This window comes from Draconibacterium sp. IB214405 (assembly GCF_033963885.1).
GTDB lineage: Bacteria > Bacteroidota > Bacteroidia > Bacteroidales > Prolixibacteraceae > Draconibacterium.
In genome coordinates this window covers 1,591,274-1,614,429 of the sequence record NZ_JAXBMA010000001.1, presented here as the reverse complement: position 1 = coordinate 1,614,429, position 23,156 = coordinate 1,591,274, and the positions used below count along the sequence as shown (strand labels likewise).

Here is a 23,156-nt window from a genome sequence, read left to right as displayed (position 1 = left end):
CCTCAATTCAGATACCGGATAACCAAACCTGCTTTTTTCTGTTTTCTTATCTTTTAAAGGCCTGTATTTCGAGACCTGCAATTACAGCACTTAATGAATGGGTATTATATGTTGAAGGAAGATCGCTAATACACATTTAAGCATTACCGATAGTTTTAATTCATCTATCACAGGCAGCCTTCTTTTGAGCTGATGGTAAACACCTGTGTTAAATCGCTTTAGTCTATAAAATCTGTCTTGTTAGTTGGAGTAAATTAAGAAAAAAAGCAATACGATAGAACACTACTATATTTATTCTATAGACTTGGTAGTATTTGTCTTTCAATTTCAATATCTCAAAAATTGCCACAAATCCGGCTTAATCACTTAAATTCAAACGCTTGAACAAACACATACACCAATTTGTACGAATTCAACTTTTCATGTCTTAAGAAATCACATTTGATTGAGGGATCAACATAAAATAATTTTAAATCAGATATTTATAAATGCGAAAACACAAAACGATTCTCGAATACTTACAAATTTCGCCTATTCTCTTCCATTTTATAAATGCGCCACTCGCAAAGCTGTTTAATTCTCGATATCACATTAGTGGTTACGCGGTCATGCACTCCCTCCCAAATCCGGTTGATTAAATTCAACTTATCAAAGTTTTCTTTGCCATAGAAGTTAAAACTTACCAGAAAGAACAATTGACTTTGCGAATTCTCACCCAACTCTTTAATCGAAGACCGCACATACATGGCAAATATTCCGATGGGGTAACCACCGCTGCTTTTGTAGAGCAAATACCTGGCATTATCAAAGTCAAACGAATCAGGAGTTGATTTAATCCGGATAGAGTTAAGCGAAAACAGTGGGATGAAATGAAATCCCAGAAATCCCTTTTTTAAACCAAAAGGATATTTTTTCCATCCAAAAGGCAGTATCTTAATTTTTTCAATTTTGTCTTCTTTTCGTTTGACTTTTGCCACATGATTTGGCCAGCATGTAGAATCGCCGTTCCAGTTCATGAGTTCGTTAAAAACATAACTTACCGGAGCATCAATCCCGATTTTATGGATATTCAAAACCGAATATTTCTCCGTTTTTATTCCAATCCGCTGCATAATCCGATGATTGTATGCTATTCTTTCTTCGGGAGACTCAAACCGGATGCGCGTTTTTATTTTTGGTTTATGCAGTAGAAAATTCCGAACATCGGTTAGTACCGAATTACTTCCTGACGGAGGTGTAATGGAATTATGTCCCTGATTTGAAAAAGTCATTTCGCGCAGAATGAATTTTTAGATAAAATCTATTTAAATGTAGAAATTATTTCTGAATGACCGGAATGATTTCTTTCAATATCAATTAAAATAGTGAGTGCGCTATTATGCTTCAAAATCAGGCACTCCAGCCACACATAATTCAATTTGAATGATCAAAAATCGAGAATAAAAGCGTTCGACTTTATTTATTCGGTCGCACAGTTTCGCTTTTTGAAGCACATTTGTTTTCAAATGAAAATACAATGAGCAAAAGCAAAACAAACGGATGGCATTATACTTTGGAGATACTGGTTGTTTTTATTGGTATAACTGCCGGATTTATTCTGAATAACTGGCGTGAAGACGCCGTTGAGAAAAAACTGGAAAATAAATACCTCAGCAGTTTTTACAGAGACGTTCAGAACGATGATCTTAAACTCGATTCAATTGCATCAAGCAGTCAGTTGAAAGCAGATAAGCTGATTTCCATTTTAAAAGAAACAGAAGTAGTAAACAAGCCGCTAAGCGAAGATCTCGCACGCGAGATTGTGACAGAAATGATGTACATCGAATGGCTTTCAGCCACCAACGACACCTACGAAGACATCATCAACAGTGGAAATTTAAATCTTATTTCGGATTATCAGTTAAAGGAGAAAATAAGTTCGTATTACACTTTTCTGAATGAGGTGAAGAATGTGGAACAGTACTATCAAAAACACATGGATAACTACGGATTTCCTGTTTTATATAAAACTGTCAATTTATTAACGCTGAAATTTGTAAATGAAGAGAGCTATCAAAACCTGGAATTTACCAACATGTATCTTGGCGTAATTTCCCTTATTCAACAAAACAACATTCACTACAGAAAAGCACTGGAGAAAAACAAAGAGCTGCAAGAGGCATTACGCAATTCATTAAAATTATAAGACTAAAAAGCCATGAAAAGAATTTTATCAATACTAATTATCGCCACGGGTTTATTTGGCTGTGGAATACCCGATTCCAAAATATCCAATCAACAGGTTTTGAATAAGCTGGACCATTTAATTGAGGTTTCAGATTATTTCAAACTGAAAGAAACCTACGGCCACAATCTCAATCAACTTTCAGAAACAGACAAACTTTACTACGGAGCATTGATTTACAATGTATTTAATCAGGCAGAAAAATCGAACCAAACCATTGGTGAATTACTCGAAAAACACAGCGCCACTCTTTCCGATTCGATGCGTAACGAGCTGTACAAAACAAAGCTCCTGAATCATGTAAATCTATACGAATATGCAGAGGCCGCAAATGCCAGCGAATTTATTCAAAACAATTTTGCAGCACTGAATGATTCGTCAAAACTGGAAAACCTGCAAAATGAAATCAAAATCTGGCGCGCTTTAAGTGATGTTCCCAAACAGGAAATCATCAAAACCGCCGATGCAATAATTCCTATGACGAGGGATAAAGTCGGTTTGTTTAATATCGATGTAAGTTTTGGGGATTCCACCAAAAACCTGCTTTTTGATACAGGGGCTAATTTTTCGGTAATGGTTCGTTCGCTGGCAAAAAAGCTGAATTTAGAAATAACCGAAGCCGATTTTTATGTAACCGCAGCAACCGGCTTACGTGTAAAAAGCGATATCGCAATTGCCCCCGAACTTTCAATTGGCGGCATTACATTTAAAAATGTCTTCTTTTTGGTTCTCGATGATAAAGACCTTTCTTTTCCGCAAATCGATTATTATATAAACGGTGCAATTGGATTTCCGGTCATTGAAGCCATGGATGAAATTCGGGTGAGCAAGGACAACCAGATTTTTGTACCAAAGGAACCGGTTGAATACTCGTACAATAATTTTGCTTTGGATGGTCTGATGCCAATTATTGCCGCCGAATACAAGGGCGATACTTTACGCTTTAATTTTGATACCGGAGCGTCAACTACATCTCTTTATCCGCAATTTTATAAAGATTATAAAAGCCCGATTGAGAACACTTACGAAAAAGAAAAATTTACAGCCGGTAGCGGCGGTGGTATTCTTGAGTTTGAAGGTTTTGTAATCGACAATCTCAAATTAAAGGTTGCAGACTCAGAAACCAGCATTGACAGCGTTCGTTTACACATTGAAAATATTGGTGGCGAGGAAAACAATTTCCACGGGAACTTTGGACAGGACTACATTAAACAGTTCGATGAAATGATTATCAGTTTTAAATATGCGTCGGTAACCTTTAACTAATTAACATGAAAGCGAGACAAAAAGCGGCATTCTTTCTTACACAGCCCGCCGTAATTCTATCGATTATTTCCTTAATTCTAACACTTTCGATTGCCACCAGTAATTATGGAACTATCCTCGGATTCGTAATAATCCTAATCACTGCCTGGGCGCTAAAATGGGACTGGTCGTTCTTTGGAATTCAGAAAAATCCGTTTGCTAAAACTGTCCTCAAAGCCATTTTGTATACCATTCTCATCATCATTGTAAACGATTTTATCTTTCAACCCGTAATTGAATATTTTTATGGTGCTACCGATTTAAGCAATTTCGAAGGATTAAAAGGAAACTGGCAAAACTACCTTGTTTTTCTGGCCGTTATGTGGATTTTTGCCGCATTTGGCGAGGAATTTTTATACCGCGGCTACATGCTTAAGCAACTAGCCCGCATTTTTGGAAACAGTCAGTCGGCATGGGCAGCAGCAATACTAATTTCATCTTTTGCATTTGGTTTTGCCCATTTATACCAGGGAACCTCGGGAATAATTACCACCGGATTTGTGGCATTGCTGTTCAGTTCGATATTCTACAAAAATCAAAACAACCTGTGGGTGCTGGTTCTTACACATGGATTTTATGATGTTTTTGGAATAACTATGATTTTTCTTGATAAAGAACGTATGATTACAAAGTGGGCACTCGAGAACATTTTCTTCTTTTTGAGTTAGAATATTTCCCATTAATCTGTGTTTTATACAATCTCCATTTATTTGTATTATTGTATGAAGCAAATTCTAACCAAATGGAAATAACGTTCTTAAATGCAATCGAATTACTTGCGGGATTTCAGGCATTTTTGTTTGCTATTTACCTCATCTTTAATAAAGAAGGGAAAAGGCTAAGCAACTTTTTCATTGCCATCTTTATCATGTTGCTGGCTTACAACGTATTGGATTTTTTTGCCGATTTGATATTAAAGCGCTGGTCGGAAAACATAACAGTATTATTGCAACTCTTTATTTACCTGGCAGCTCCTGCGCTGTATTTGCACATAAAAACTTCGTTGTTCCCCAACTACAAATTAAAAACACAAGACTTGTGGCATACCTTGCCATTCTTTATTCTGCTCGGCGTGGTTCTTTCCCTCATCGTTTATGAAATTAGGCAGGAAAATGTGCCGGCGAAAACAGAAAGAATTGTTGGCCTGGCCTTTTACGCCGTACTGTATTTACAAACCTTTCTTTATCTCTATTTTGCAAACCGTCAATTAACAAAACACAAAGAAATTTTCTTCGAAAACTATTCCAACACCAACACAAAAAGGTATGGATATATCTCAAATTTAATTCTGTTTGTTGCCGTGCTTTTTTCTTTATCCATGGTAAATATCTTTACCCGGTGGGTATTTCAATTCGAGAGTTTTTCGTTCATCTCGTATGTTGTCATAACGGCAGTTTTAATTCTGTTTTGCTGGCTCATTATTTTAGGATTACGTTCGCCCGAACTTTTTATTGACGAGACAGAGGCACAACCTTCTGTTCAAAAACTGGTAAAGCAGAATGTAGATAATTCAGCGTTAAAATCGGAGGATGAAAACAACAAAATGGCAGAGCGTGTAAATCAATATATGAAAGAAGAGGAACCATTTTTAGATGCCTCGCTTACACTGCATACGCTGGCAAAAGAAACGAAAATCTCATCACGCGAACTTTCTATTTTGATCAACCACCACCTCAACAAACACTTTTTCGACTTTGTGAACGAATACAGAATTGAAAAAGCGATGGAATTGCTAACTTCTCCCGACCGCAAAGAATATACGGTTTTGGAGATCTTATATGAAGTGGGATTTAATTCAAAATCGTCGTTTAACACAGCTTTCAAAAAACACACAGGATTTACTCCAACTGAATACCGTCGGAAAAACTCGATGGCTGTTGCATAAAACAAACTTTATAGCCGAAAACTTATGGAAATAATCATAACAACTTTAATTTGGGCAGCTGTTTTTCAGGGATTTCTTCTCGGATTCATTTTCATTTTTTCAAAAAAGCACAAAAGCTTCTCGAACAAACTCTTAGGGTTATTTCTGATTACCTTTATATTAGGAGCAGCGACTGATCTTTTACCTTTTAACCAGATAGGAGGATATTCTTTAGAGCGATATTTTACTCTCCCGGAAGTAAAGCTCTTATTTCCTACACTTTTCCTACATTATGTTCTTGTTAAATTACAGCGGGCATCTCCTTATAAATTATTTATTCGCATTCATTATATTCTGGCGTTTATAGTTGTCGGTTTTACTTTCATCAACCTCGGAATATTTGTTCTGAATGGGAATTCGATTTATAGTTATATCGAATTCGATACTGTCGACAAATTCTTTATGGCGATTCAATATTATGCTTATTTACTTACTTTTTCAGCAGTTTCAATTGCCATCGTAGAAACGATAAAATACCGTAACATTGTGAAGAATGAGTATTCCGACATTACACTTTTGGAAATTAACTGGCTCTGGCAATTTGTACTGATCTTCGTTCCGGTTGTCCTTTTATGGGGAATCGAATTAATCCGGATTCTTACGGGTGGAATTGGTCAATCCGATATTGTGGTGGGAATCTGGGGAATCGTTTCCATCATTATTTATATAGTCAGTTATAAAGCATTCACACAACAGGATCTTTTCTACCCAAAAGCTGAGACTACAGAAAAACCTGTTCGAAAAGATTCATCAGAAGAAGACAAATCCAAATCATCGAATACAATGTGTGAAACCGTTAAAAATTCGATGGAAAGCGGACAATACTATTTGAATCAGGATTTATCAATTCACGATTTTGCCAAAGAAATTTCTGTTTCGGCACGTACTATTTCAACCTGCATCAACAAAAAATTTGGCTACAACTTTAACGAATGGGTAAATAATTATCGGGTTGAAAAGGCTCTGAAAATCCTAAACGATAAAAACAACGATCACCTTTCGATTGAAGGGATCGGTTTGGATTCCGGATTCAAATCACGTTCGGCAATGTACATCGCATTTAAAAAGAAAACCGGAAAAACACCCGGAAATTTCAGAAGCAACTAAAATTATTCTCCCTTTTTTCCTTTCAACGATGTCCTGAATCCTGCAGACACAAATTTTCATTGTCCTGATTTCTGCACTACAAATCTCCTTTTGTCCTGAATTCTGCATTCTGGTACTTAGCTTGTTCTGATTTCGGGATACGCGACACCTAAAACTTTCATAAACCACTGATTCACTTGATATTTGCATTAACGATTTTTCAACACGAAAAAGTTTTAACGATGAATCAGAAACAGGAAATACAAGAAACAAGATTACAACAGACAACGAAAAAGAACAGAATTGATTCTGTTGATGCTTTACGCGGATTCGCCTTGCTGGGGATAATAATTGCAAATATTCCTTATCAGGCGAACTCAACGGTAAGTGGTGAACTGGATTCGTTAATGACCTTTTTATTTCACTTCCTGGTCGACAAAAAGTTCATTACCATTTTCTCGATTTTGTTCGGTTTTGGATTTTACATTCAGATGCAACGGGCAGCCGAGAAAAATGTGGACTTCAAAAAGTATTTTATTGTACGAATGTTACTGCTGTTTGGAATTGGCAGTTTACACTCCTACCTGTTATGGAATGGCGATATAATAATGACCTACGCAGTTGGCGGCCTTTTCTTGCTGGCACTAAGGAATTTGTCGTTAAAAAAATTGCTCGTTTTAGCAATAATATTGAATGTTGTTTTAACCGGCGCTCTTTATATCGGATTAACAGCTTTAGGCTGGGCATCTCACAACTACAATTTCGAACTGGCCCGGGAAGTACCGGTTGCAACCTCCTTTCTCCGATATTTGAAGCTAAATTTCATGTTCAATCCCTGGACAAATTTCCTAAGAGACATGCCCTTGACCATTGCTTTCACTTTTGGAAATATGCTGATTGGATTTATCCTGGCAAAAGTCGATTTCTTTAGCCATCCTGAAAAGCACGGTAAACTGACTACATGGGTTATCACCTTAGGAATGACCTTTGGGTTGGCTGCCAGTTTTATATTCTATAAATTATCGGTTGGCGAACTCGAATTGGATTATTCATTAATCTGGGTCCCCTTTGTGTTGGTGGCTGGAATGATTTTGCAAAGCCTTTTTTATATTTCGGCATTCCTTAAACTATACCAATTCAACTCATCCAGAAAAGTATTACAGTTTTTTAAACCCGTTGGACGGACAGCTCTGAGCAATTATATTTTACAATCGTTTCTCTATGTTTTTGTATTCTATCATTGCTTCAACCTCTTTAATCTTTTCGGGAAACTTACAAATTTTCAATCGTGGATGATTGCCATCGGATTTTATGTATTTCAAACCGTTATCACCTATTTCTATCTGAAGCGATTTAACCAGGGACCTATTGAATTTATCTGGAAAAAATACAGTTACAAAATGGCCAAACCCAAAAAACAAACATTATGAAAACGAATCTAATCAAAGCAGCAACAATCGCATTAAACATCACAACTACTGACACTTACAACAAAGTCGAACGAATTGAGGAATTCAATCGAACCAATTATACTGCAATGAAACAGTTCGACTTTACGCAGTCGGTCGATTCTACCTGTACAATGTCTCAATTTTGACAATGAAATCAACTTTTAAAAACATAAAGTTTAAACAATAACATTAGTAACAATTAAAATTTAAAGTCATGAAAACAAAAGTATTTTTAGCAGCAATTTTAGCAGTAGGAGTTTTATTTACTTCTTGCGAAAAGGATCATTTCGATGTAATTCCATCAGCAAAAATCACCACTACCGATTTTCCTGCGTCGGGTGTTAGCCAGTTAGCCATTTCAGACGTTTTCCATGTGTATGTTAGTTTTTCAGAAACAGAAGAATCCGTTCAGATTGAAGCAAACGAAAACTTGCATTCATTTATCGAAATGAATCAAACAGGCGATCTCTTGTCTGTTGGACTAGCGAAGAATACCAACATTAGCGGCGCCCCGGTTTTAAACGTTTACATTACAACCACTTCCCTTTCAAAAGTTCTGGCAGAAGGTGCCTCATCGGTTGAATTCTACGATGCCTTAATTAACGATCAATTTGAAATTGAATTGACAGGAGCCAGCAAGTTTAAAGGATCTCTTGAAACCGGAACATTAACGACACAGATCTCAGGCGCCTCCGAAATGGAAATCGATGGTGTCTGTACCAACTTCCAAATCGATGCGTCTGGAGCATCTGAAATGACCGGATTTAGCTTTGTAAGCGACCATCTAAATGCCGATCTGACCGGAGGATCTGAAATCGCTTTAACCGTTCAGCAAAAACTCGATGTTACTGCAAGTGGAGCCTCAAAAGTTTATTACAAAGGAAACGGAATCATCCAAAGTCAAGACCTGAAAGATGCCTCACAAATTATCAAGATGAATTAGAAAACAAAGCAACAGAAAACAGAAACTCAAGCGAAACAAGAAACAAAAAGCTATGAAAACAATACTATTAACTATTTTGATATGCATCCTCCCTGCGTTTATGTATGCGCAGGAGCTAACTCAAACCGTAAAAGGAAAAATTACCGATGCCGACACAAAAGGTCCCTTGCCGGGTGCCAACGTTGTTTTGCTAACAGGCGGGAGTACGTTAAAAGGTACGGCTTCAGACGCGAACGGGAATTTCAGGATTGAAAAAGTACCGGTAGGAAGACAGAGTTTTAAAGTAACATTCCTCGGTTATGAGGATGTTACTTTGAATGAAATCATGGTTGGCTCAGGTCGTGAGGTGGTTTTAAACATCGAGATGAAAGAATCTATTTCCGATTTGGACGAAGTGACGGTTTACGCTTTCGATGATAAAAGCAAACCCATCAATCAAATGGCAACCATCAGTGCAACTCAAATCACAGTGGAATCTACCTCACGCATTGCTGCCGGAATTAATGATCCGGGAAGAACTGCACAATCCTTTGCAGGAGTTTCTTCTGCAGATGACGAAAACAACGAACTGGTAATTCGCGGTAATTCCCCACGCGGTATGTTGTGGCGAATGGAAGGAATCGAGATTCCAAATCCGAACCATTTTACCAATGGAGAAGGAGGTTCAGGAGGTGGTGTTTCGGCACTGAGCACACAGGTACTGGCCAATTCCGATTTCTTCACCGGAGCATTCCCGACAGAATACGGAAATGCTCTTTCAGGAGTGTTCGACCTAAAGTTGCGAAATGGTAACTACGAAAAACACGAATATGCTTTTCAGCTGGGAGTGCTGGGAGCACAGGCGGCCCTCGAAGGCCCGCTAAAAAAAGGAAGTGAAGCTTCTTACTTGTTAAACTACCGATATTCAACACTGAAACTTTTAAGTAAAGTCGGTATCGATATCAGCGGAGGTGACATCATTCCCGAATGGCAGGACCTGTCGTATAAATTTTATATTCCCACAAAAAAAGCCGGATACTTTTCAATTTGGGGACTGGGAGGAATTAGCTCTGCCGGTTCAACCGTTGTTCAGGACACTTCGCAATGGATGTACCGGTCCGATCGTTTCCGTGACACGGAAGATCATCAACTTGGAATAGTTGGAATTACCCACAATTATCTTTTCCCCAATTCTAAAACGTATATCAAAACGGTGGCTGCCTACTCGCATACCAAAGATGGTGCAACGGTTGATTCGCTGGATTACGATCTAAAACCGGCCACAATCGCCGACGAAAATTTCACCTACAACACATTTAGTTTTAATTCATTTATCAATCACAAATTCAATGCACAGCACGTGTTGATGGGAGGTTTCATTTTCCATAACCGCGGCTTTAATCTCGATGCCACAGATTTGAATTTTGATACCGGAAAAATGGAACAACAAGTAAAAAGCAAAGGAAGTACCCAGGTTTTTGAATCGTACCTTCAATGGAAATACCGAGTGAATGAAAAAATTGATATCAATTCGGGGCTTCATTACACCTTTCTGGCACTGAACAAGAATTATAGTATTGAACCTCGAATAGGAATCCGCTGGGATATAAATAAGCAGCACCGCATTAATTTTGGAGCCGGGTTACACAGCAAAATTGAGCCAATTTCAATTTATCTGGCAGAGAAAGAGTTAAGCGATGGCAGCATCATTCAACCAAATGAAGACTTGGAAATCTCGAAAGCAGCTCATGTAGTTTTAGGCTACAACTGGAATTTTGCACGCGATTTTCGTTTGAAAGCAGAAGTGTATTATCAGTATTTGTATGACGTTCCGGTTGATCCGAACGACTCGACCAACACGGTAAGTGTGCTTAATTTTAGCAGCGGTTTTACCAACAAAAAACTGACAAACCAGGGAACCGGCAGAAATTACGGCTTAGAACTTACCCTTGAAAAATTCTTCTCCAACAACTGGTACATGTTGACTACCGCTTCACTCTTCGAATCGAAATATACCATGCCCGACGGTATTGAACGAAACACCGCATTTAACAGCAAATACATTTTCAACGTGGTTGGAGGAAAAGAATTTCAAGTTGGAAAGAACAAGCAAAACATACTCGGACTAAACATGAGAACCATGTGGAGAGGTGGCTACCGCACCACCCCGCTTGATTTGGAAGCATCGCTTGATCAAAACCGCGAAGTCAGGGATTATTCACGAGCTTTTGAAACCAAAGTATCCGATTATTTCCGTGTTGACTGCGGAATCAGCTACCGCAAAAACAAACCATCGTGGTCGTGGATCGTTTCGCTGGATGTGCAGAATGTAAGCGGCCGGTTAAACGTTTGGGATGAATACTATAGTCCGGAAACCGGAAAAGTTGAAAAAAACTATATGAATGGAATGATTCCGATTCTGAATTACAGGGTAGAATTCTAAAATCGAGGATTAGATTCGAATAGCAAAAAAAGGTCGCCAAAACTGACGACCTTTTCTTTTTCCCCTGATTACAGGGATTTATAAACTATTGTTAGTTAACCGCCGGTGTAACAACAAATTTGCGGAATTCCACCGGTCCGTGATCTCCCTGAATCTGGAATGGACCAGGTTCTCCTTCTTTGCTATCAAGCGAGCCACCTGTAATTCCAGGAATAGGACGGTTCGAAATAACTTCTATTCCATTCAGCAAAACGGTAACATGGCGTCCAACAAGTGTCACATCGTAGGTTTGCCATTCGCCCGGTTTTTTGGCAGCATAAACCGCCGGTGCAATAAAACCGTAAATACCACCGATGCTTACGTCGTCGGTTCTTCCTTTTGAATCTTCGATTTGAAGTTCGTGACGGCCGCGAAGATAAATTCCACTGTTACTTCCTGCCGGATAGCGGAATTCAACGTGCAGTTTGAAATCTTCAAATTTCTGAATACTTACCAGGTTACCACCCGATTCGGTATTAACCATTACACCATCAATCATCTGGAATTTGCAGTTCTGCGGGATGATCCATTTGTCCATGGTTTCGGTAATCAGATCTACAGGATTTCCCCAAATCGGCGGTTCTGTTCTTTCCAGGGAAGGAGCCCGAACACCTGTCCACTCCAATTTTTGACCATTAAGCATTTGATAGCCCGTAAGTTTATCATCTTTTAAAGAAAACTCGAAATAAAGATCTTCAATATCCATCCATTGTGGTGGAATGGTAAAATGAAATTTATCCGTTTTTTCATCGTAAATAAATTCGGCTACAGGTCTTGCACTGCCTTCGTATCCAACATAGTATCCGGTTAGCGTTGAGAAACCAGATAATTTAACCATTAGCCATCCCGGGAAACCATCAGAAGACATTAATCCGTGTCTGAAAAGTCCAAGACTTTCAATCTGAGCAGGAGTCATATTTATGGTAAGATCCCACTTGCCAATTAATGGAGATTCACTTTCAACGCGCTGTGCCTGCGCAGGAACAAAAGCCGTCAAGGCGATTGCAATCAATAAAATAATAGGTTTTAGTTTGTTCATAATATATCCTTTAAATTAGAAAAATTACAATTTTGATTTAGATTGCTACAAAGCTAATAAAAAGTGGTTTTGATTAAGTAAGTCGTCTCTAAATTCTCGGATTTAAACCGGCGATTTTGTGAATTTCATTCCATCCAGAATCATTCTCCATGAAAATTCAGACATAAAAAAAGGAGATTAAAATTGACCTCCTTTTTTGCGTGCTCCCCAAACAGTCGGAAAATGCAATCGAAATACAAGAGGCCATCTCTTTTGAGACAGCCTCTTGTATTTTCAATTCTCCTGAAGTTTAATGAACTGATACTTGTACATCAGTCGGATTAATCAGAGTGTTAAAAACAGGTGACTGTTTGGCAAAACTTATCAATTGTTCTTTTTCTTCATCGCTTACTCCATCGATATCGAAGTTAACACGAATCTGACTGAACGCTTTAGGAATATCAGGATTCATTCCTAAAAATCCCTGAACATCGACATCGCCTTCGATACTGGAAGAAACTCCGGAAACTTCAATTCCTTTACCTGCCGCCAACAAAACCATTGCCGTTGTCATACAGGCAAGCAAACCATGTAAAAGCACTTCGCCCGGATTAGCTCCTTTATTTTCACCCAGCAATACAGGGGGCTCATCGTTGTCGAATACAAAAGGAGTTTCACGCGATGTGTCTTCCTGGCAGGCACCGTAAAATCCCTGGACAAAACTGCGATTGTGTCCGCCTGAAATCCAGGTATTTTTTGCACGTAGTTCAAACTTTGCAATTTCCGGATTTCCCTGTATTGCAGTTACTGTGTTCATAATTCCTTCAGCACTGAAGCCGTTAATCGTTTTTACTTTTGTTGTTTCCATTTTAATTGTTTTTTAGGTTAAAAAATCAAGTAACAATGCAAAGATACAGGCGAACGATGCCTTAGAGGCAGACACTTCAGTCCATAAAATATACAAATAAGACCAAATGATCTTTTTTGTTATTTTATGAAGAATTTTAACGCTAAAAATAAGAGATACAGTGTGCTTAGGCTTTAACTGATCGATATTGCAGCGGAGTACAATTAAGTTTTTGTTTGAACACACGAATAAAACTGGAGGGCTCTTCAAAACCACTTTCAAAAGCAATCTGGCCCACCGTTTTATCTGTGGTTAACAAAAGATGAGCTGCAAGATCGAGCCTCTTTTGGGTTAGCCACTTGCCAGGAGATATATTATAAACAGAATTAAACATCCTTTTAAAAGAACTCAAACTCATGTTGCACAGTTTTGAAAATTCTTCCAACTTCAGATTGAAGGCAAAATTATCTTCCATAACCTGCCTCAATTGTGTAGTCTGATCTTTGCTGAGCGAATGAAGGTATTTGGCAACATTTTTATGCAATGGACGGGTAAAAATATTTAACAACAATTCTTCCAATTTGTGAACCAGCAAATTTCTATCGGGTACAAACTCAGCCTCCAGAAAATAGGCCAGGGAATTGATGTATGCCTCCAGGTATTCGTCAAGTTGGATGCGAATTACAGAATCCAACTCCGATATATCTTCAGATGTTTTACGAACGACTTCAGCAAAACGGGCCATAAATTTTTTAATAAAATCGTCGGGAATAAATATCATCAATGCACAGTAATCCTCTTCAAAATACTGATGAACCAAATTGGCCCCCTTTTTTACAAATAACGAATCTCCCGTTTCTACAACATACTCATTATATATACTTTTCCACATTTTTTTCCCGCTGGTAACAAACACAAAATAATTTGTATCCGACCAAATACCTGCTCTGGTCTCTTCATATACACATTTGTATTCAACAAATAGCAAGTCATCTATAATTAGCTTTTTATAGTGACTGTTATTTCTGATATATGAATGCAGATCAAGCATGTTGTATAAGGTATTCCTTCGTATTAAAAATGATTAAGAGAGATACTCAAATTACAGCTTATACATTAAGGCATAATAATTTAGTACAAACGACCTGATTAATTTGTTCAAACTGTAATGGCGGCATTTTGTATGTTTTCAAACGAATGCGGGAGATAGATTTGTTACCGGCGAATTGATTCCGGATTGGGTGAATTTTCAAAAATTCGGGAATAAAAAAAGGAGATCAAAATTGATCTCCTTTTAGCGTGCTCCCCAGGTTGGACTTGAACCTATCTTAAATTCGCTTTAATATCAATGATTTCAGAGGGCACAAACCATAGTGGTCTCGATTTTAACACCTCTTTTGACACAATCTCAAATAACGTTAACTCAAATATCGTTATAATACTTCAAGAATAAAAATTACTCTGTTTAGACTATTACATGAAAATACTTAACAGAATATGCTTCTTCTCCAATAATAAAAACGTCCTTGTTTTCATTAGTCGTTTGTACTTTATGTACCCAGACTAAATCATTTGCCTTTATGTCCGGAAAGTTCACCTTTGCTTTTACTTCAAAAGGACAGTTCAGCTCAAAAATTTCTCCATCGCTGGAAACTACCAGTACATTGTATGGAGACACATACTCGTAGTATTCGAATTGAATTTCATCATCGTTCATAATGTTTGGATTTAAATTATTTATAAAAAGCTCTACAGACCGTAGATTAGAAAAAGTACAATAAGCGTGATTACAAAAGCACCAATTGCGAAAAAGTATAAGAACTGAACAATTAGTTTGCAATTTTTGAACTGTTTCACTTTACGTGATTCATTGAAATACTCGTATTCCGCGAGCTGATCGTCAAATGATTCTTCGATATGATCCTCGCCTGTCAAGCTATGTTTATTAGAGATTAGGGGAGTCAATATGCAGTACAGTAATTCAACAAATGAAAGTGGTTTATTTCTTGTCTTGTTGCGATAAACCAGTCCCATTCTTGCTGCTGACAGTTCCTTTTCCGATGGATTTCGCTTTTTAAGTTCCTGTTCAGCCTCATTGTATTCAGGGTGGTCTGAGTACTGAAGAATTTCAAGTAAATCGAGTAATGAATATTGGTAAATATTTCTTTTTACCCTGTATCCCATATTATCAGATTGAAACTATTTAGGAAGAAGATTTCTGGATTTATCCTTCATCAAATAGTCCTTTTTCTGACTAGCACCTGCATACGTTGGAAAAATATAAACCTTTCTATCTAAGACCTCGGCTCTATAGGAATATTTTCTTAATTCTTTAATATTTTCCCAATGTTGATCCATTAATCTATATTTTTCATCTTCGTTTAAATATTGAGGAACTTTAAATATGTTCGAAGAGTTAACTTCGTAATTCCAGTTTTTACATTTAAGATCACCGCCACTCCAAGATGTACACAATCTGAGCTTAAGAGCAATAAATGCGAACCGTTCTAATGGTGGATTAGCAATTGCTTCTTGCGTTTTCAGTTCTTTTTCTAATTCCGTGACTCTTTTTTGTAATCTTTCAACTTCAGATTTTAGAAACAGATTTTCTTGTTTGACATTACAAGATAAAAGCGTGATCAGAACAATTAACAAATAAATGTATTTCATAATCCAGTTTTCAATTTATTACTTCCTTCGTTACATATTTAATATCATAAGTTTCAGATATCAACCCAGTTTCAATCACTCTATCTGGAAATCCCATCTCATTGAACTCCCCAGAAAATGAATATCCAAAACTATTGCCGGTTACTCTAATTGGCATATGTTGTCCTGCATAATCCATTAAATCAAAGTCCATAAAAAAGATAGAAAATGCTTTTATGAATGGAACATCTTTAAAAGGAGAGAAATAACTTTGGTTATATTCGATAGTTAAATTTGTGCTTTCTCCACCATGCTTATCCAACCGCTCAATGCCGACAATATCACCATGCTCATTTAAAGAATAATTCTCTGAGAATTCACCCGATAAAGAAACAATATCATCACTAACGTATTCATATTTTCGTAGTAAAACTTCTGAATCAGAAAGGACTTGTCTGATTTCAATAATTTTCCCACTTTCATCGGTGGTACAGTTATAAACTCTTGTCAATTCGGGGAATCTTGGTTGAGAATTTATTAACTGTGACGGAGCATTTTGCTTATACGAAATTTCCCAGATACCCGTAACCGAAAAGTCAGAGTCGTTGATATACTCTACTCTATATAATAAATTACTTTGGTCATAGTAGTATTGTCTTTTGCCACCGCTGTTAAAAACAATCTCCACTGGAAGTATCACTTCATTCGTTTGCTGTATATCAACTTTTTCTTCAGGTTCACAACATAGAATGGTAACAGCAAGGAAAAGTATAATTACAAAATTAGATTTTCTTTTTAGTTTCATAGGACCTAGTTATAAATCCCACCCAAATCCCTAGATGAGGATTAAACAAGAAAAGCGTGGGACTGCAGCCTGATTTGAAGTTCAAAGTAAGCTAACGCTTTTGGTTTTTATTTGCCGTTATCATAAATGATAACCATTTATCAAATATAAAGAGAAAAATTAGTTGTCAGAAATGATAACTAATGAATATTAGTCTGCTTCAACAAAAAATTGGTAACAGAATCAGGGAATTGCGTGAATCCAAAGGAATTTCACAGCAAAATCTGGCCGCTATCTGCAATTTTGAAAAAGCCAATTTATCTCGCTTGGAAGCTGGTCGTACAAACCCAACCATTTCAACTCTTTATAAAATTAGTCAGGCTCTTGAAATTACAATTACTGAGTTAGTAGATGTTGAAGCTGAGAGTTAACTACTACTATTTAGCCTGATAGGTAAATTTCACCTGACTTAAATTCAATTAGCTTGTTGTATATAATGTTTGACCATTTACTAATCATTTCATCCATGTTTAAGTAGGTAGTTTCTGTTACTGCATTTTCCAGCAGTGCAAAATATTGGCTGTATAAAGTGTCAGGTTTATCATCAAATCCAACCAACGTTAATATTGTTTCACTGATGTTCAAGGTGTAGGCTGTACAATCAAATCCAAGTCTTTCTAATCCTTCCATTAGTACCTGATTTCTAATTTGCTCACCTACTAAGTGAATAATTATGTGTTTAGTTTTCATGAATAACATTTTAAATTTTAATTATTGAATTTAGATGTAGTGATATAAAAACAGCCTATATCTTATTGACATAGACTGTTATTGCCTGTACTCATAAGCGATGTAATAATGGTAGTACCTTTGAATTTAACTGAATATCTTCAACTTTGTTACACTCGTTATACGTTGATAAACCATTTCTCAGGCTAGAAAAATACAGTATTAACCAACTCCTTTTCTTCGGTGGCTTTTTAGTGACAAATTCCGTATCTTTAAAGATAGTATCACCAACCTGTTTTATAATGAGTAAACCACATGCTCTTGATGAACAAGACACTATAAAATTACTAAAGAGACCTAATCCCATTGATGGTCATACCACATGGTTAAGACATAGAATAGGTTCTGAGGCAGGTACTATTGATTTGCTTATCCTTGAAGGTAAATACACCATAAAAGACATGATAAGAATTCTGAAGCAAGACCATACTTTTAGAAAAAAGACAGATAAAGAATGGGAAAGAAGAGTGATGAACCACATAGAACATTTATCAACTATTGAGGGAGATGCTCGTAATTTTACAACAGAGGGTCACAATCTAAAGGTTGAAGTATCTGACTCTACGGGAATAATAAGCTTTAACTATTAAACAACCACTCCCTCGTATGAGAGTGGTTAATATTCAGCTCACAAACCAATGATGCTTATTCAATCCAATCGCTTCGTTTAATCCACCAACAAATTGTTGACAAGCTACATTTCGGTCTAAGAAAGAGTCAATATAGCTCATCTTATTTGCTCCTGTAAATAGATTGTACAGCTTCCATAGGTTGATGTTGCCAAGATCGTTCTTGCAAAAAGACTCATCTGAATAATAATCTTTTACCACCAAATTCACTTGACTATCAGATAATGGAAATTGTGGTAACTCTTTCCTGTCTTTGTAAGGCATATTCTGAAACATCCGGGCGCGACCAATTATCTGTGCAAACTGAGATTCGGAAAGCATTGTTGATGGCAAAGTATTGAACTTGTTTATCTCCCTATGGACATTGAAGTTTCCAAAGAGATCATAAGCTCTGCCTGCCAATTCAGCGATAGAACGAACTTTTACATCAGATTTAAAACCATCGGTACTTACACATAAGTTTGTACATACTTGATTCTGAAATCCTATAAAGAGCTTGAATCGTTCCGAAGATTTCTTGGAATATAAGTTCTCCAGATTGTAAGCACGCACTCCTCCAATTGTTAGATTTAAGCCGTTTTCTGCTACTCTGTCATGGATTGATGGTATTTCTATGGCAAAGGCCATTCGCTCGAAATACAAAGTCTTTTCATGCTCCAGAAGCTCTTTCGCGGGTTTGCCTACGGCTGAAGGGATTCGTCCTTTGATAGCATGAGAAACCCTAATTGCAGGCTTTAAAATAGTCTCTCCCCCAAAGATTTGTTCTGTGACAAAAGCGATGGTTTCGATCATCTCTTGGTGAGAAATGGTTGATTCATTATCCTTGGCAAAAACAGGAATCGTATGATTGTTTCTAATTTCATCCAAAGTCATTTCTTTGGTATTTGCCGCCATAAAATGTTTCCCTGATGTTTCTTCTGCCTGTGCAAATTCTACAATTGGGGATACAGGTTTAATTGTCTTTACTTGTGTTTCTTCCATTTTCTGAAAAATTTGTTGGATTAATAATTGATTTTGATAATTCTTCTTTACGTGCTATTGCCAGTGGATTTAGTACATCTTTGTGTTCTGGGTAAAGCCTAAGTATGTTTCGTAGTTCATCTAATGACTTTGCATTTGATATATCACTTTTGATATTATTTAAGCTAGTTCCTGTATTACACCACTTTAATATTCTTATGCCGTATCCAGCTGAAATAATTCCTTCTGGCTTGTCCATAAATAATCCTGTCCGGTCTTTACTTGCTTTGGCATGATGGCTAATATCCAGATCAAATACTACGGTAAATTCGTAGTCCATACCTTCACGAGTTACGCCCTTCAATCCTACTTTTTCAGGAACCATTTTACCGTTCTTCTCAGTCAAGGTATAGTCCTGCTTACTTCTGATGGTAGCAATGATATGACAAGGGCTATCGAGCATCTTCTGAACAAAAGCATTGTGACGAGGGGTAATCTTTGACCAGTTTGTGAAAGAGTTACCAGCCATCGCACTGTGTATGGATAAAACACCACCAGCTCCCTCCCATTCGTGAGAAACGGAGTCAACAATGATTACTTCTATCGAGGAATTTTCACAGGTTTCAATGGCAGTGATATACCTCTCAGGAGTAAAAGGTTTTGAGAGTTGGAGAACGTTATAATCACCAAGATGAGCATAGAGGTCAGCAGAGTGATTTTCAGTGTCAATTACAGCAATTTTATTCCAATCAGTGATACCTGATGCCAGTAAAAGTGCTGACATGGTTTTTCCAGATCCGGAAGGACCTTGCAAAGCAAGTTTTATTTTCGCCTGTTTACGTTGAGCTTGTCTTAATTCCATATTTAATAAGTTTTGATCAAACAAAAAGGGCGAACCATAGTGGCTGCCCTCTTTTTCCATTTTTTCAGTGGCATTTTTTATCGCATACAAATACAGGAAATACCGTCTCAAAAAACGTGTTCAAAAAATTCAGTAAAAAACCTGTTTTAGTTATAAATGTATGTTGCGCAATTCTTTAGTAATCCAGCTAAGCTTCAACCTGCTCAGTGACTTTACCTTCAAAGCGAATTTCTTCTTTAACCGGTACCTGATCATCATGGCCGATGAAATTGATATAGTGCACATCGGCACCTTGTGAGCCTAATTCAAGCGTGCTCTCTTCATCAACTTCTCCCCAAGCCCACTCCCGAGGATTTAATGCGCTTCCCACTTGATACTTGGATTTGTTAGCTTCTTTGAAGTCCTTTGCAGCTTCTTCCGAGTCAAACTTCTCCCTAAAGGTTATAAAGCCAACTTTTCTTCGTTTAACCTCATCATCTTCACTTTTATTAAAAGATCCAACAAGTTCTCTGTTACCGTTTAAACGGCTAGCAATTGCTAAGCCTGCACTGTATGCTCCCTTAGCTTCTTCTCCCGGAGTTTCATACACGAGAAAATTTGAAATAAATAATTTCGTACTCATTTTTTAATTTTTAAATGTGAAACAATAGGTGGCCCATAAGTCCCCGGGGGGGTAGAGCCCAAAAATTCGGAGAAGTGGGTGTACAGTTGAGGTGGTAAGCGCTCTTTTAGATTCTATTATTTTGAGGAGGTATATTTTAGTTATATAATTAAATCGTGAGGGAATTGCAATACACAGTATATACAAATAAATCCTAATATAGACTTGCATGACACTTTTTTATAGTTTGTATGACGCAAGTCTGATTTTACTCTATTATTATGTAAATTCTCTAGAATTTTTCTACATTTATGGTCGTTGTACTGTGAACTCGCTTTTAAGGAAAAACCAATGCCATTTAGTGATTCTCTACACTAATTTATTTTAAATGTTACTAATTTAACCTGTAGTTAGATGTTGTCTGATCTGAATTATCCTAAAACACTAGAATATAGCTCGGATGGTAAAAACTTGCCAATCGAGTTTTATCTAAAAACAATTCCTCATTGTAAACAGATTGACTTGAAACTGGGATATTTTAGCAGTAATGCCATTCGTGCTTTGTCATATGGTTTTGCTCAGTTCATATTTAATGGAGGGACATTAAGAATTATAACAAATCACTTTTTATCAAAGAAGGATAAAAATTTATTGGTAGAAGAACCAGAAGAGAACTACGCAACTGAGGAGACTTATCGATATTTGAATGAAGATTTGGCTGGTTTAGAGGGAATTATAAAAAAGGGAGATCAGCACTTCTTTAACTGTTTAAAATTTCTACACAAACATCATCGCTTAATTATTCAACCAGTAAAGAAAAAGCCGGGGAAATTAGCACATTACAAGCAAGGAATTTTAGATGATGGGAAGAACAAAATTTACTTTTCCGGCAGTTGTAACTTTACGTATAATGGTCTAGTTGAAAACGGGGAAAATCTTGGAATTTCTCGTTCATGGGGAGAATCTTCTGAAAAGGCTAAAATTGAGGAACAGAGTGAAATATTTGAGAATATATTTTCACAAAAGCATGAACTCTTTGAGTATTTATTACCCGATGAGATTGTAGAGGTAATTCATCAAAATGGTCAGGATAAAGATTTGGAGCAATTAGTGGAGGATGAAATTAACATCGTCAAGAAAATAAATATAACACCCAGGCTTATAAGAACTTACACCAAGCAAATAGAGGATTTTGAAAAAAAGGTATACGAGCAAAAAAATAAGCCGAGATTTCCTTACTCAGAAGGACCGAGGGATTACCAACATCAAGCTTTTAAAAACTGGGTTGCTAACAATTATCAAGGTATTTTTGCAATGGCGACCGGTACAGGAAAGACCATTACAGCTTTAAATTGTTTGTTAGAAGTATATAATTCATCCGGCTATTACCAAGCGTTAATTCTAGTCCCCACAAAGGATTTAGAACAGCAATGGATTAAAGAGGTCGCCAAATTTAATATCCACAATACAATAACTGTTGGTGTCGATAGAGATTGGAAACGGAAATTAAGCAAGCTTACTACTTCACTGCAATTTGGCACAGAAAAATCATTTGTTGTGATTTCAACGTATGCATCTTTTATTAGAAATGCTTTGCAGAATTTTCTACAATATTTTCCATCGACGGCAATGATTATTGCAGATGAAGCTCATAATATTGCAGCACCTGAGGTAAAAAAACTGTTACCGAAGACACATCTTAAAAAGCGTATCGGATTATCAGCAACTCCCAAAAGGATATATGATGCTGAGGGAACTGAGGAAATGAATGAATTCTTTAATGACTCACCTCCATATACTTATGAGTTTTCGATGGAAGAAGCTATTGCAAAAGGAATCCTTTGTCAATATGAATATTTTCCACATTTGGTTACGCTTAACAATGAGGAAATGGAAGAGTATCGAAGTATAACATTAAAACTGGTTCAGTTTTTTGACAGTGATACCGGTCAATTTAAAGATAAAGATGCTGCTACAATGTTGCTCATGAAACGTAAACGAATTATTCATAAGGCAACAAATAAGATTGCAAAATTTAGGGCAATTATAGGAGATGAATATAAAAAGCGCGGTAATCTAAAATACACCTTTGTATATGTCCCAGAGGGTTTTGATAATGAGATTGAAGATGAAAGGATAATGGTATATTATAATCAGGCAGTTATGGAAACACATCCCACGTTAAGGGTATCTAGCTTTACAGGTGAAACAAATGATCGAGAATCGCTATTGGAAGCATTTGAACAGGGGAAAATAGATGTGTTATCTGCGATGAAATGTCTTGATGAAGGAGTGGATGTCCCTCGTACAGAGTTGGCAATATTCTGTTCAAGCACAGGAAATCCCAGACAATTTATTCAACGAAGAGGAAGGATATTACGCACACATATTGACAAAAAGCATGCTGTGATCCATGATCTTGTTGTCGTGCCCAATGAATTATCCTCAGATTATACAAGCCCTTCTTTTAAAATGGAGAAATCGCTTGTGGAAAATGAATTGAAACGAGTAGCGGATTTTGCGTTTCTGGCACGAAACCAATACGAAGCAATGGAAAAAGTTGAATTGCTTTGCAGCCACTATGGATTAGATTTATATGAGATTAATGAAAAAATGAAATAGA

Annotated in this window: 24 protein-coding genes; 12 read left to right on the top strand and 12 right to left on the bottom strand. The window is 36.9% G+C overall.

The genetic code is table 11. From position 1 onward, the window contains the following. Positions 1 to 518: 518 nt before the first annotated feature. Positions 519 to 1,271, bottom strand: coding sequence for a hypothetical protein (locus tag SLH46_RS06380; RefSeq protein ID WP_320280326.1), 753 nt, complete (start codon positions 1,269 to 1,271; stop codon positions 519 to 521). A 245-nt stretch (positions 1,272 to 1,516) separates the two neighbouring features. Between SLH46_RS06380 and SLH46_RS06375 the strand changes: the two genes are divergently transcribed. The 9 genes from SLH46_RS06375 (at position 1,517) to SLH46_RS06335 (ending at position 11,355) form a co-directional block, all read left to right on the top strand. Next, a complete protein-coding gene (locus SLH46_RS06375; protein ID WP_320280325.1) occupies positions 1,517 to 2,185 on the top strand; it encodes a hypothetical protein in 669 nt (222 codons plus the stop codon). Between the two features lie 12 nt (positions 2,186 to 2,197). Next, positions 2,198 to 3,490 carry a pepsin/retropepsin-like aspartic protease family protein gene (locus tag SLH46_RS06370; RefSeq protein ID WP_320280324.1) on the top strand — a complete coding sequence of 431 codons (1,293 nt, stop codon included), beginning with the start codon at positions 2,198 to 2,200 and terminating at the stop codon, positions 3,488 to 3,490. Between the two features lie 5 nt (positions 3,491 to 3,495). After that, the gene (locus SLH46_RS06365) at positions 3,496 to 4,197 is read left to right on the top strand and encodes a CPBP family intramembrane glutamic endopeptidase (RefSeq protein ID WP_320280323.1); all 702 of its coding nucleotides are present in this window, start codon (positions 3,496 to 3,498) and stop codon (positions 4,195 to 4,197) included. A gap of 74 nt (positions 4,198 to 4,271) precedes the next feature. Next, positions 4,272 to 5,414 (top strand): helix-turn-helix domain-containing protein, encoded by a 1,143-nt coding sequence (locus SLH46_RS06360; protein WP_320280322.1) that lies wholly within the window; start codon positions 4,272 to 4,274, stop codon positions 5,412 to 5,414. Positions 5,415 to 5,855: 441 nt separating this feature from the next. Then, a complete protein-coding gene (locus tag SLH46_RS06355) occupies positions 5,856 to 6,560 on the top strand; it encodes a helix-turn-helix domain-containing protein (RefSeq protein ID WP_320280321.1) in 705 nt (234 codons plus the stop codon). Between the two features lie 221 nt (positions 6,561 to 6,781). Further along, a complete protein-coding gene (locus SLH46_RS06350; RefSeq protein ID WP_320280320.1) occupies positions 6,782 to 7,969 on the top strand; it encodes a DUF418 domain-containing protein in 1,188 nt (395 codons plus the stop codon). After that, a complete protein-coding gene (locus SLH46_RS06345; protein WP_320280319.1) occupies positions 7,966 to 8,136 on the top strand; it encodes a hypothetical protein in 171 nt (56 codons plus the stop codon). The genes SLH46_RS06350 and SLH46_RS06345 overlap by 4 nt, the downstream gene beginning before the upstream one ends. Positions 8,137 to 8,204: 68 nt before the next feature. After that, positions 8,205 to 8,933 carry a head GIN domain-containing protein gene (locus SLH46_RS06340; RefSeq protein WP_320280318.1) on the top strand — a complete coding sequence of 243 codons (729 nt, stop codon included), beginning with the start codon at positions 8,205 to 8,207 and terminating at the stop codon, positions 8,931 to 8,933. 52 nt (positions 8,934 to 8,985) lie between these two features. Beyond that, on the top strand, positions 8,986 to 11,355 hold the full coding sequence (locus SLH46_RS06335; RefSeq protein WP_320280317.1) for a TonB-dependent receptor: 2,370 nt from the start codon (positions 8,986 to 8,988) through the stop codon (positions 11,353 to 11,355). Positions 11,356 to 11,446: 91 nt separating this feature from the next. Here the strand turns inward: SLH46_RS06335 and SLH46_RS06330 are convergent, their stop codons facing one another. The 7 genes from SLH46_RS06330 to SLH46_RS06300 form a co-directional block, all read right to left on the bottom strand. After that, the gene (locus tag SLH46_RS06330; protein WP_320280316.1) at positions 11,447 to 12,433 is read right to left on the bottom strand and encodes a 3-keto-disaccharide hydrolase; all 987 of its coding nucleotides are present in this window, start codon (positions 12,431 to 12,433) and stop codon (positions 11,447 to 11,449) included. A gap of 289 nt (positions 12,434 to 12,722) precedes the next feature. Next, entirely contained in the window at positions 12,723 to 13,280 is a 558-nt protein-coding gene (locus tag SLH46_RS06325) for an OsmC family protein (RefSeq protein WP_320280315.1), read from the bottom strand. A gap of 166 nt (positions 13,281 to 13,446) precedes the next feature. Next, entirely contained in the window at positions 13,447 to 14,310 is an 864-nt protein-coding gene (locus SLH46_RS06320; protein WP_320280314.1) for a helix-turn-helix domain-containing protein, read from the bottom strand. Between the two features lie 414 nt (positions 14,311 to 14,724). Next, complete coding sequence (locus tag SLH46_RS06315; protein ID WP_320280313.1) at positions 14,725 to 14,976, bottom strand: hypothetical protein; 252 nt, start codon at positions 14,974 to 14,976, stop codon at positions 14,725 to 14,727. 32 nt (positions 14,977 to 15,008) lie between these two features. After that, positions 15,009 to 15,443, bottom strand: coding sequence for a hypothetical protein (locus SLH46_RS06310; RefSeq protein ID WP_320280312.1), 435 nt, complete (start codon positions 15,441 to 15,443; stop codon positions 15,009 to 15,011). A 15-nt stretch (positions 15,444 to 15,458) separates the two neighbouring features. Then, on the bottom strand, positions 15,459 to 15,929 hold the full coding sequence (locus SLH46_RS06305; protein WP_320280311.1) for a hypothetical protein: 471 nt from the start codon (positions 15,927 to 15,929) through the stop codon (positions 15,459 to 15,461). Between the two features lie 10 nt (positions 15,930 to 15,939). After that, on the bottom strand, positions 15,940 to 16,713 hold the full coding sequence (locus SLH46_RS06300; protein ID WP_320280310.1) for a hypothetical protein: 774 nt from the start codon (positions 16,711 to 16,713) through the stop codon (positions 15,940 to 15,942). Between the two features lie 182 nt (positions 16,714 to 16,895). Between SLH46_RS06300 and SLH46_RS06295 the strand changes: the two genes are divergently transcribed. Beyond that, complete coding sequence (locus SLH46_RS06295) at positions 16,896 to 17,123, top strand: helix-turn-helix domain-containing protein (protein ID WP_320280309.1); 228 nt, start codon at positions 16,896 to 16,898, stop codon at positions 17,121 to 17,123. A 10-nt stretch (positions 17,124 to 17,133) separates the two neighbouring features. On the opposite strand, the gene SLH46_RS06290 is transcribed toward SLH46_RS06295, so the two are convergent. Continuing rightward, the gene (locus tag SLH46_RS06290; protein WP_320280308.1) at positions 17,134 to 17,442 is read right to left on the bottom strand and encodes a hypothetical protein; all 309 of its coding nucleotides are present in this window, start codon (positions 17,440 to 17,442) and stop codon (positions 17,134 to 17,136) included. A 281-nt stretch (positions 17,443 to 17,723) separates the two neighbouring features. On the opposite strand from SLH46_RS06290, the gene SLH46_RS06285 reads away from it, so the two are divergent. Continuing rightward, positions 17,724 to 18,071 (top strand): hypothetical protein, encoded by a 348-nt coding sequence (locus SLH46_RS06285; RefSeq protein WP_320280307.1) that lies wholly within the window; start codon positions 17,724 to 17,726, stop codon positions 18,069 to 18,071. A 33-nt stretch (positions 18,072 to 18,104) separates the two neighbouring features. On the opposite strand, the gene SLH46_RS06280 is transcribed toward SLH46_RS06285, so the two are convergent. The 3 genes from SLH46_RS06280 to SLH46_RS06270 all read right to left on the bottom strand — a co-directional run bounded on the left by SLH46_RS06280 (position 18,105) and on the right by SLH46_RS06270 (position 20,554). Continuing rightward, on the bottom strand, positions 18,105 to 19,091 hold the full coding sequence (locus SLH46_RS06280) for a DUF3871 family protein (protein WP_320280306.1): 987 nt from the start codon (positions 19,089 to 19,091) through the stop codon (positions 18,105 to 18,107). Beyond that, entirely contained in the window at positions 19,063 to 19,992 is a 930-nt protein-coding gene (locus SLH46_RS06275; protein ID WP_320280305.1) for an AAA family ATPase, read from the bottom strand. The genes SLH46_RS06280 and SLH46_RS06275 overlap by 29 nt, the downstream gene beginning before the upstream one ends. 127 nt (positions 19,993 to 20,119) lie before the next feature. Next, on the bottom strand, positions 20,120 to 20,554 hold the full coding sequence (locus SLH46_RS06270; RefSeq protein ID WP_320280304.1) for a hypothetical protein: 435 nt from the start codon (positions 20,552 to 20,554) through the stop codon (positions 20,120 to 20,122). A 393-nt stretch (positions 20,555 to 20,947) separates the two neighbouring features. On the opposite strand from SLH46_RS06270, the gene SLH46_RS06265 reads away from it, so the two are divergent. Then, the gene (locus SLH46_RS06265) at positions 20,948 to 23,155 is read left to right on the top strand and encodes a DEAD/DEAH box helicase family protein (RefSeq protein WP_320280303.1); all 2,208 of its coding nucleotides are present in this window, start codon (positions 20,948 to 20,950) and stop codon (positions 23,153 to 23,155) included. The last annotated feature ends 1 nt before the right edge of the window (position 23,156 follow it).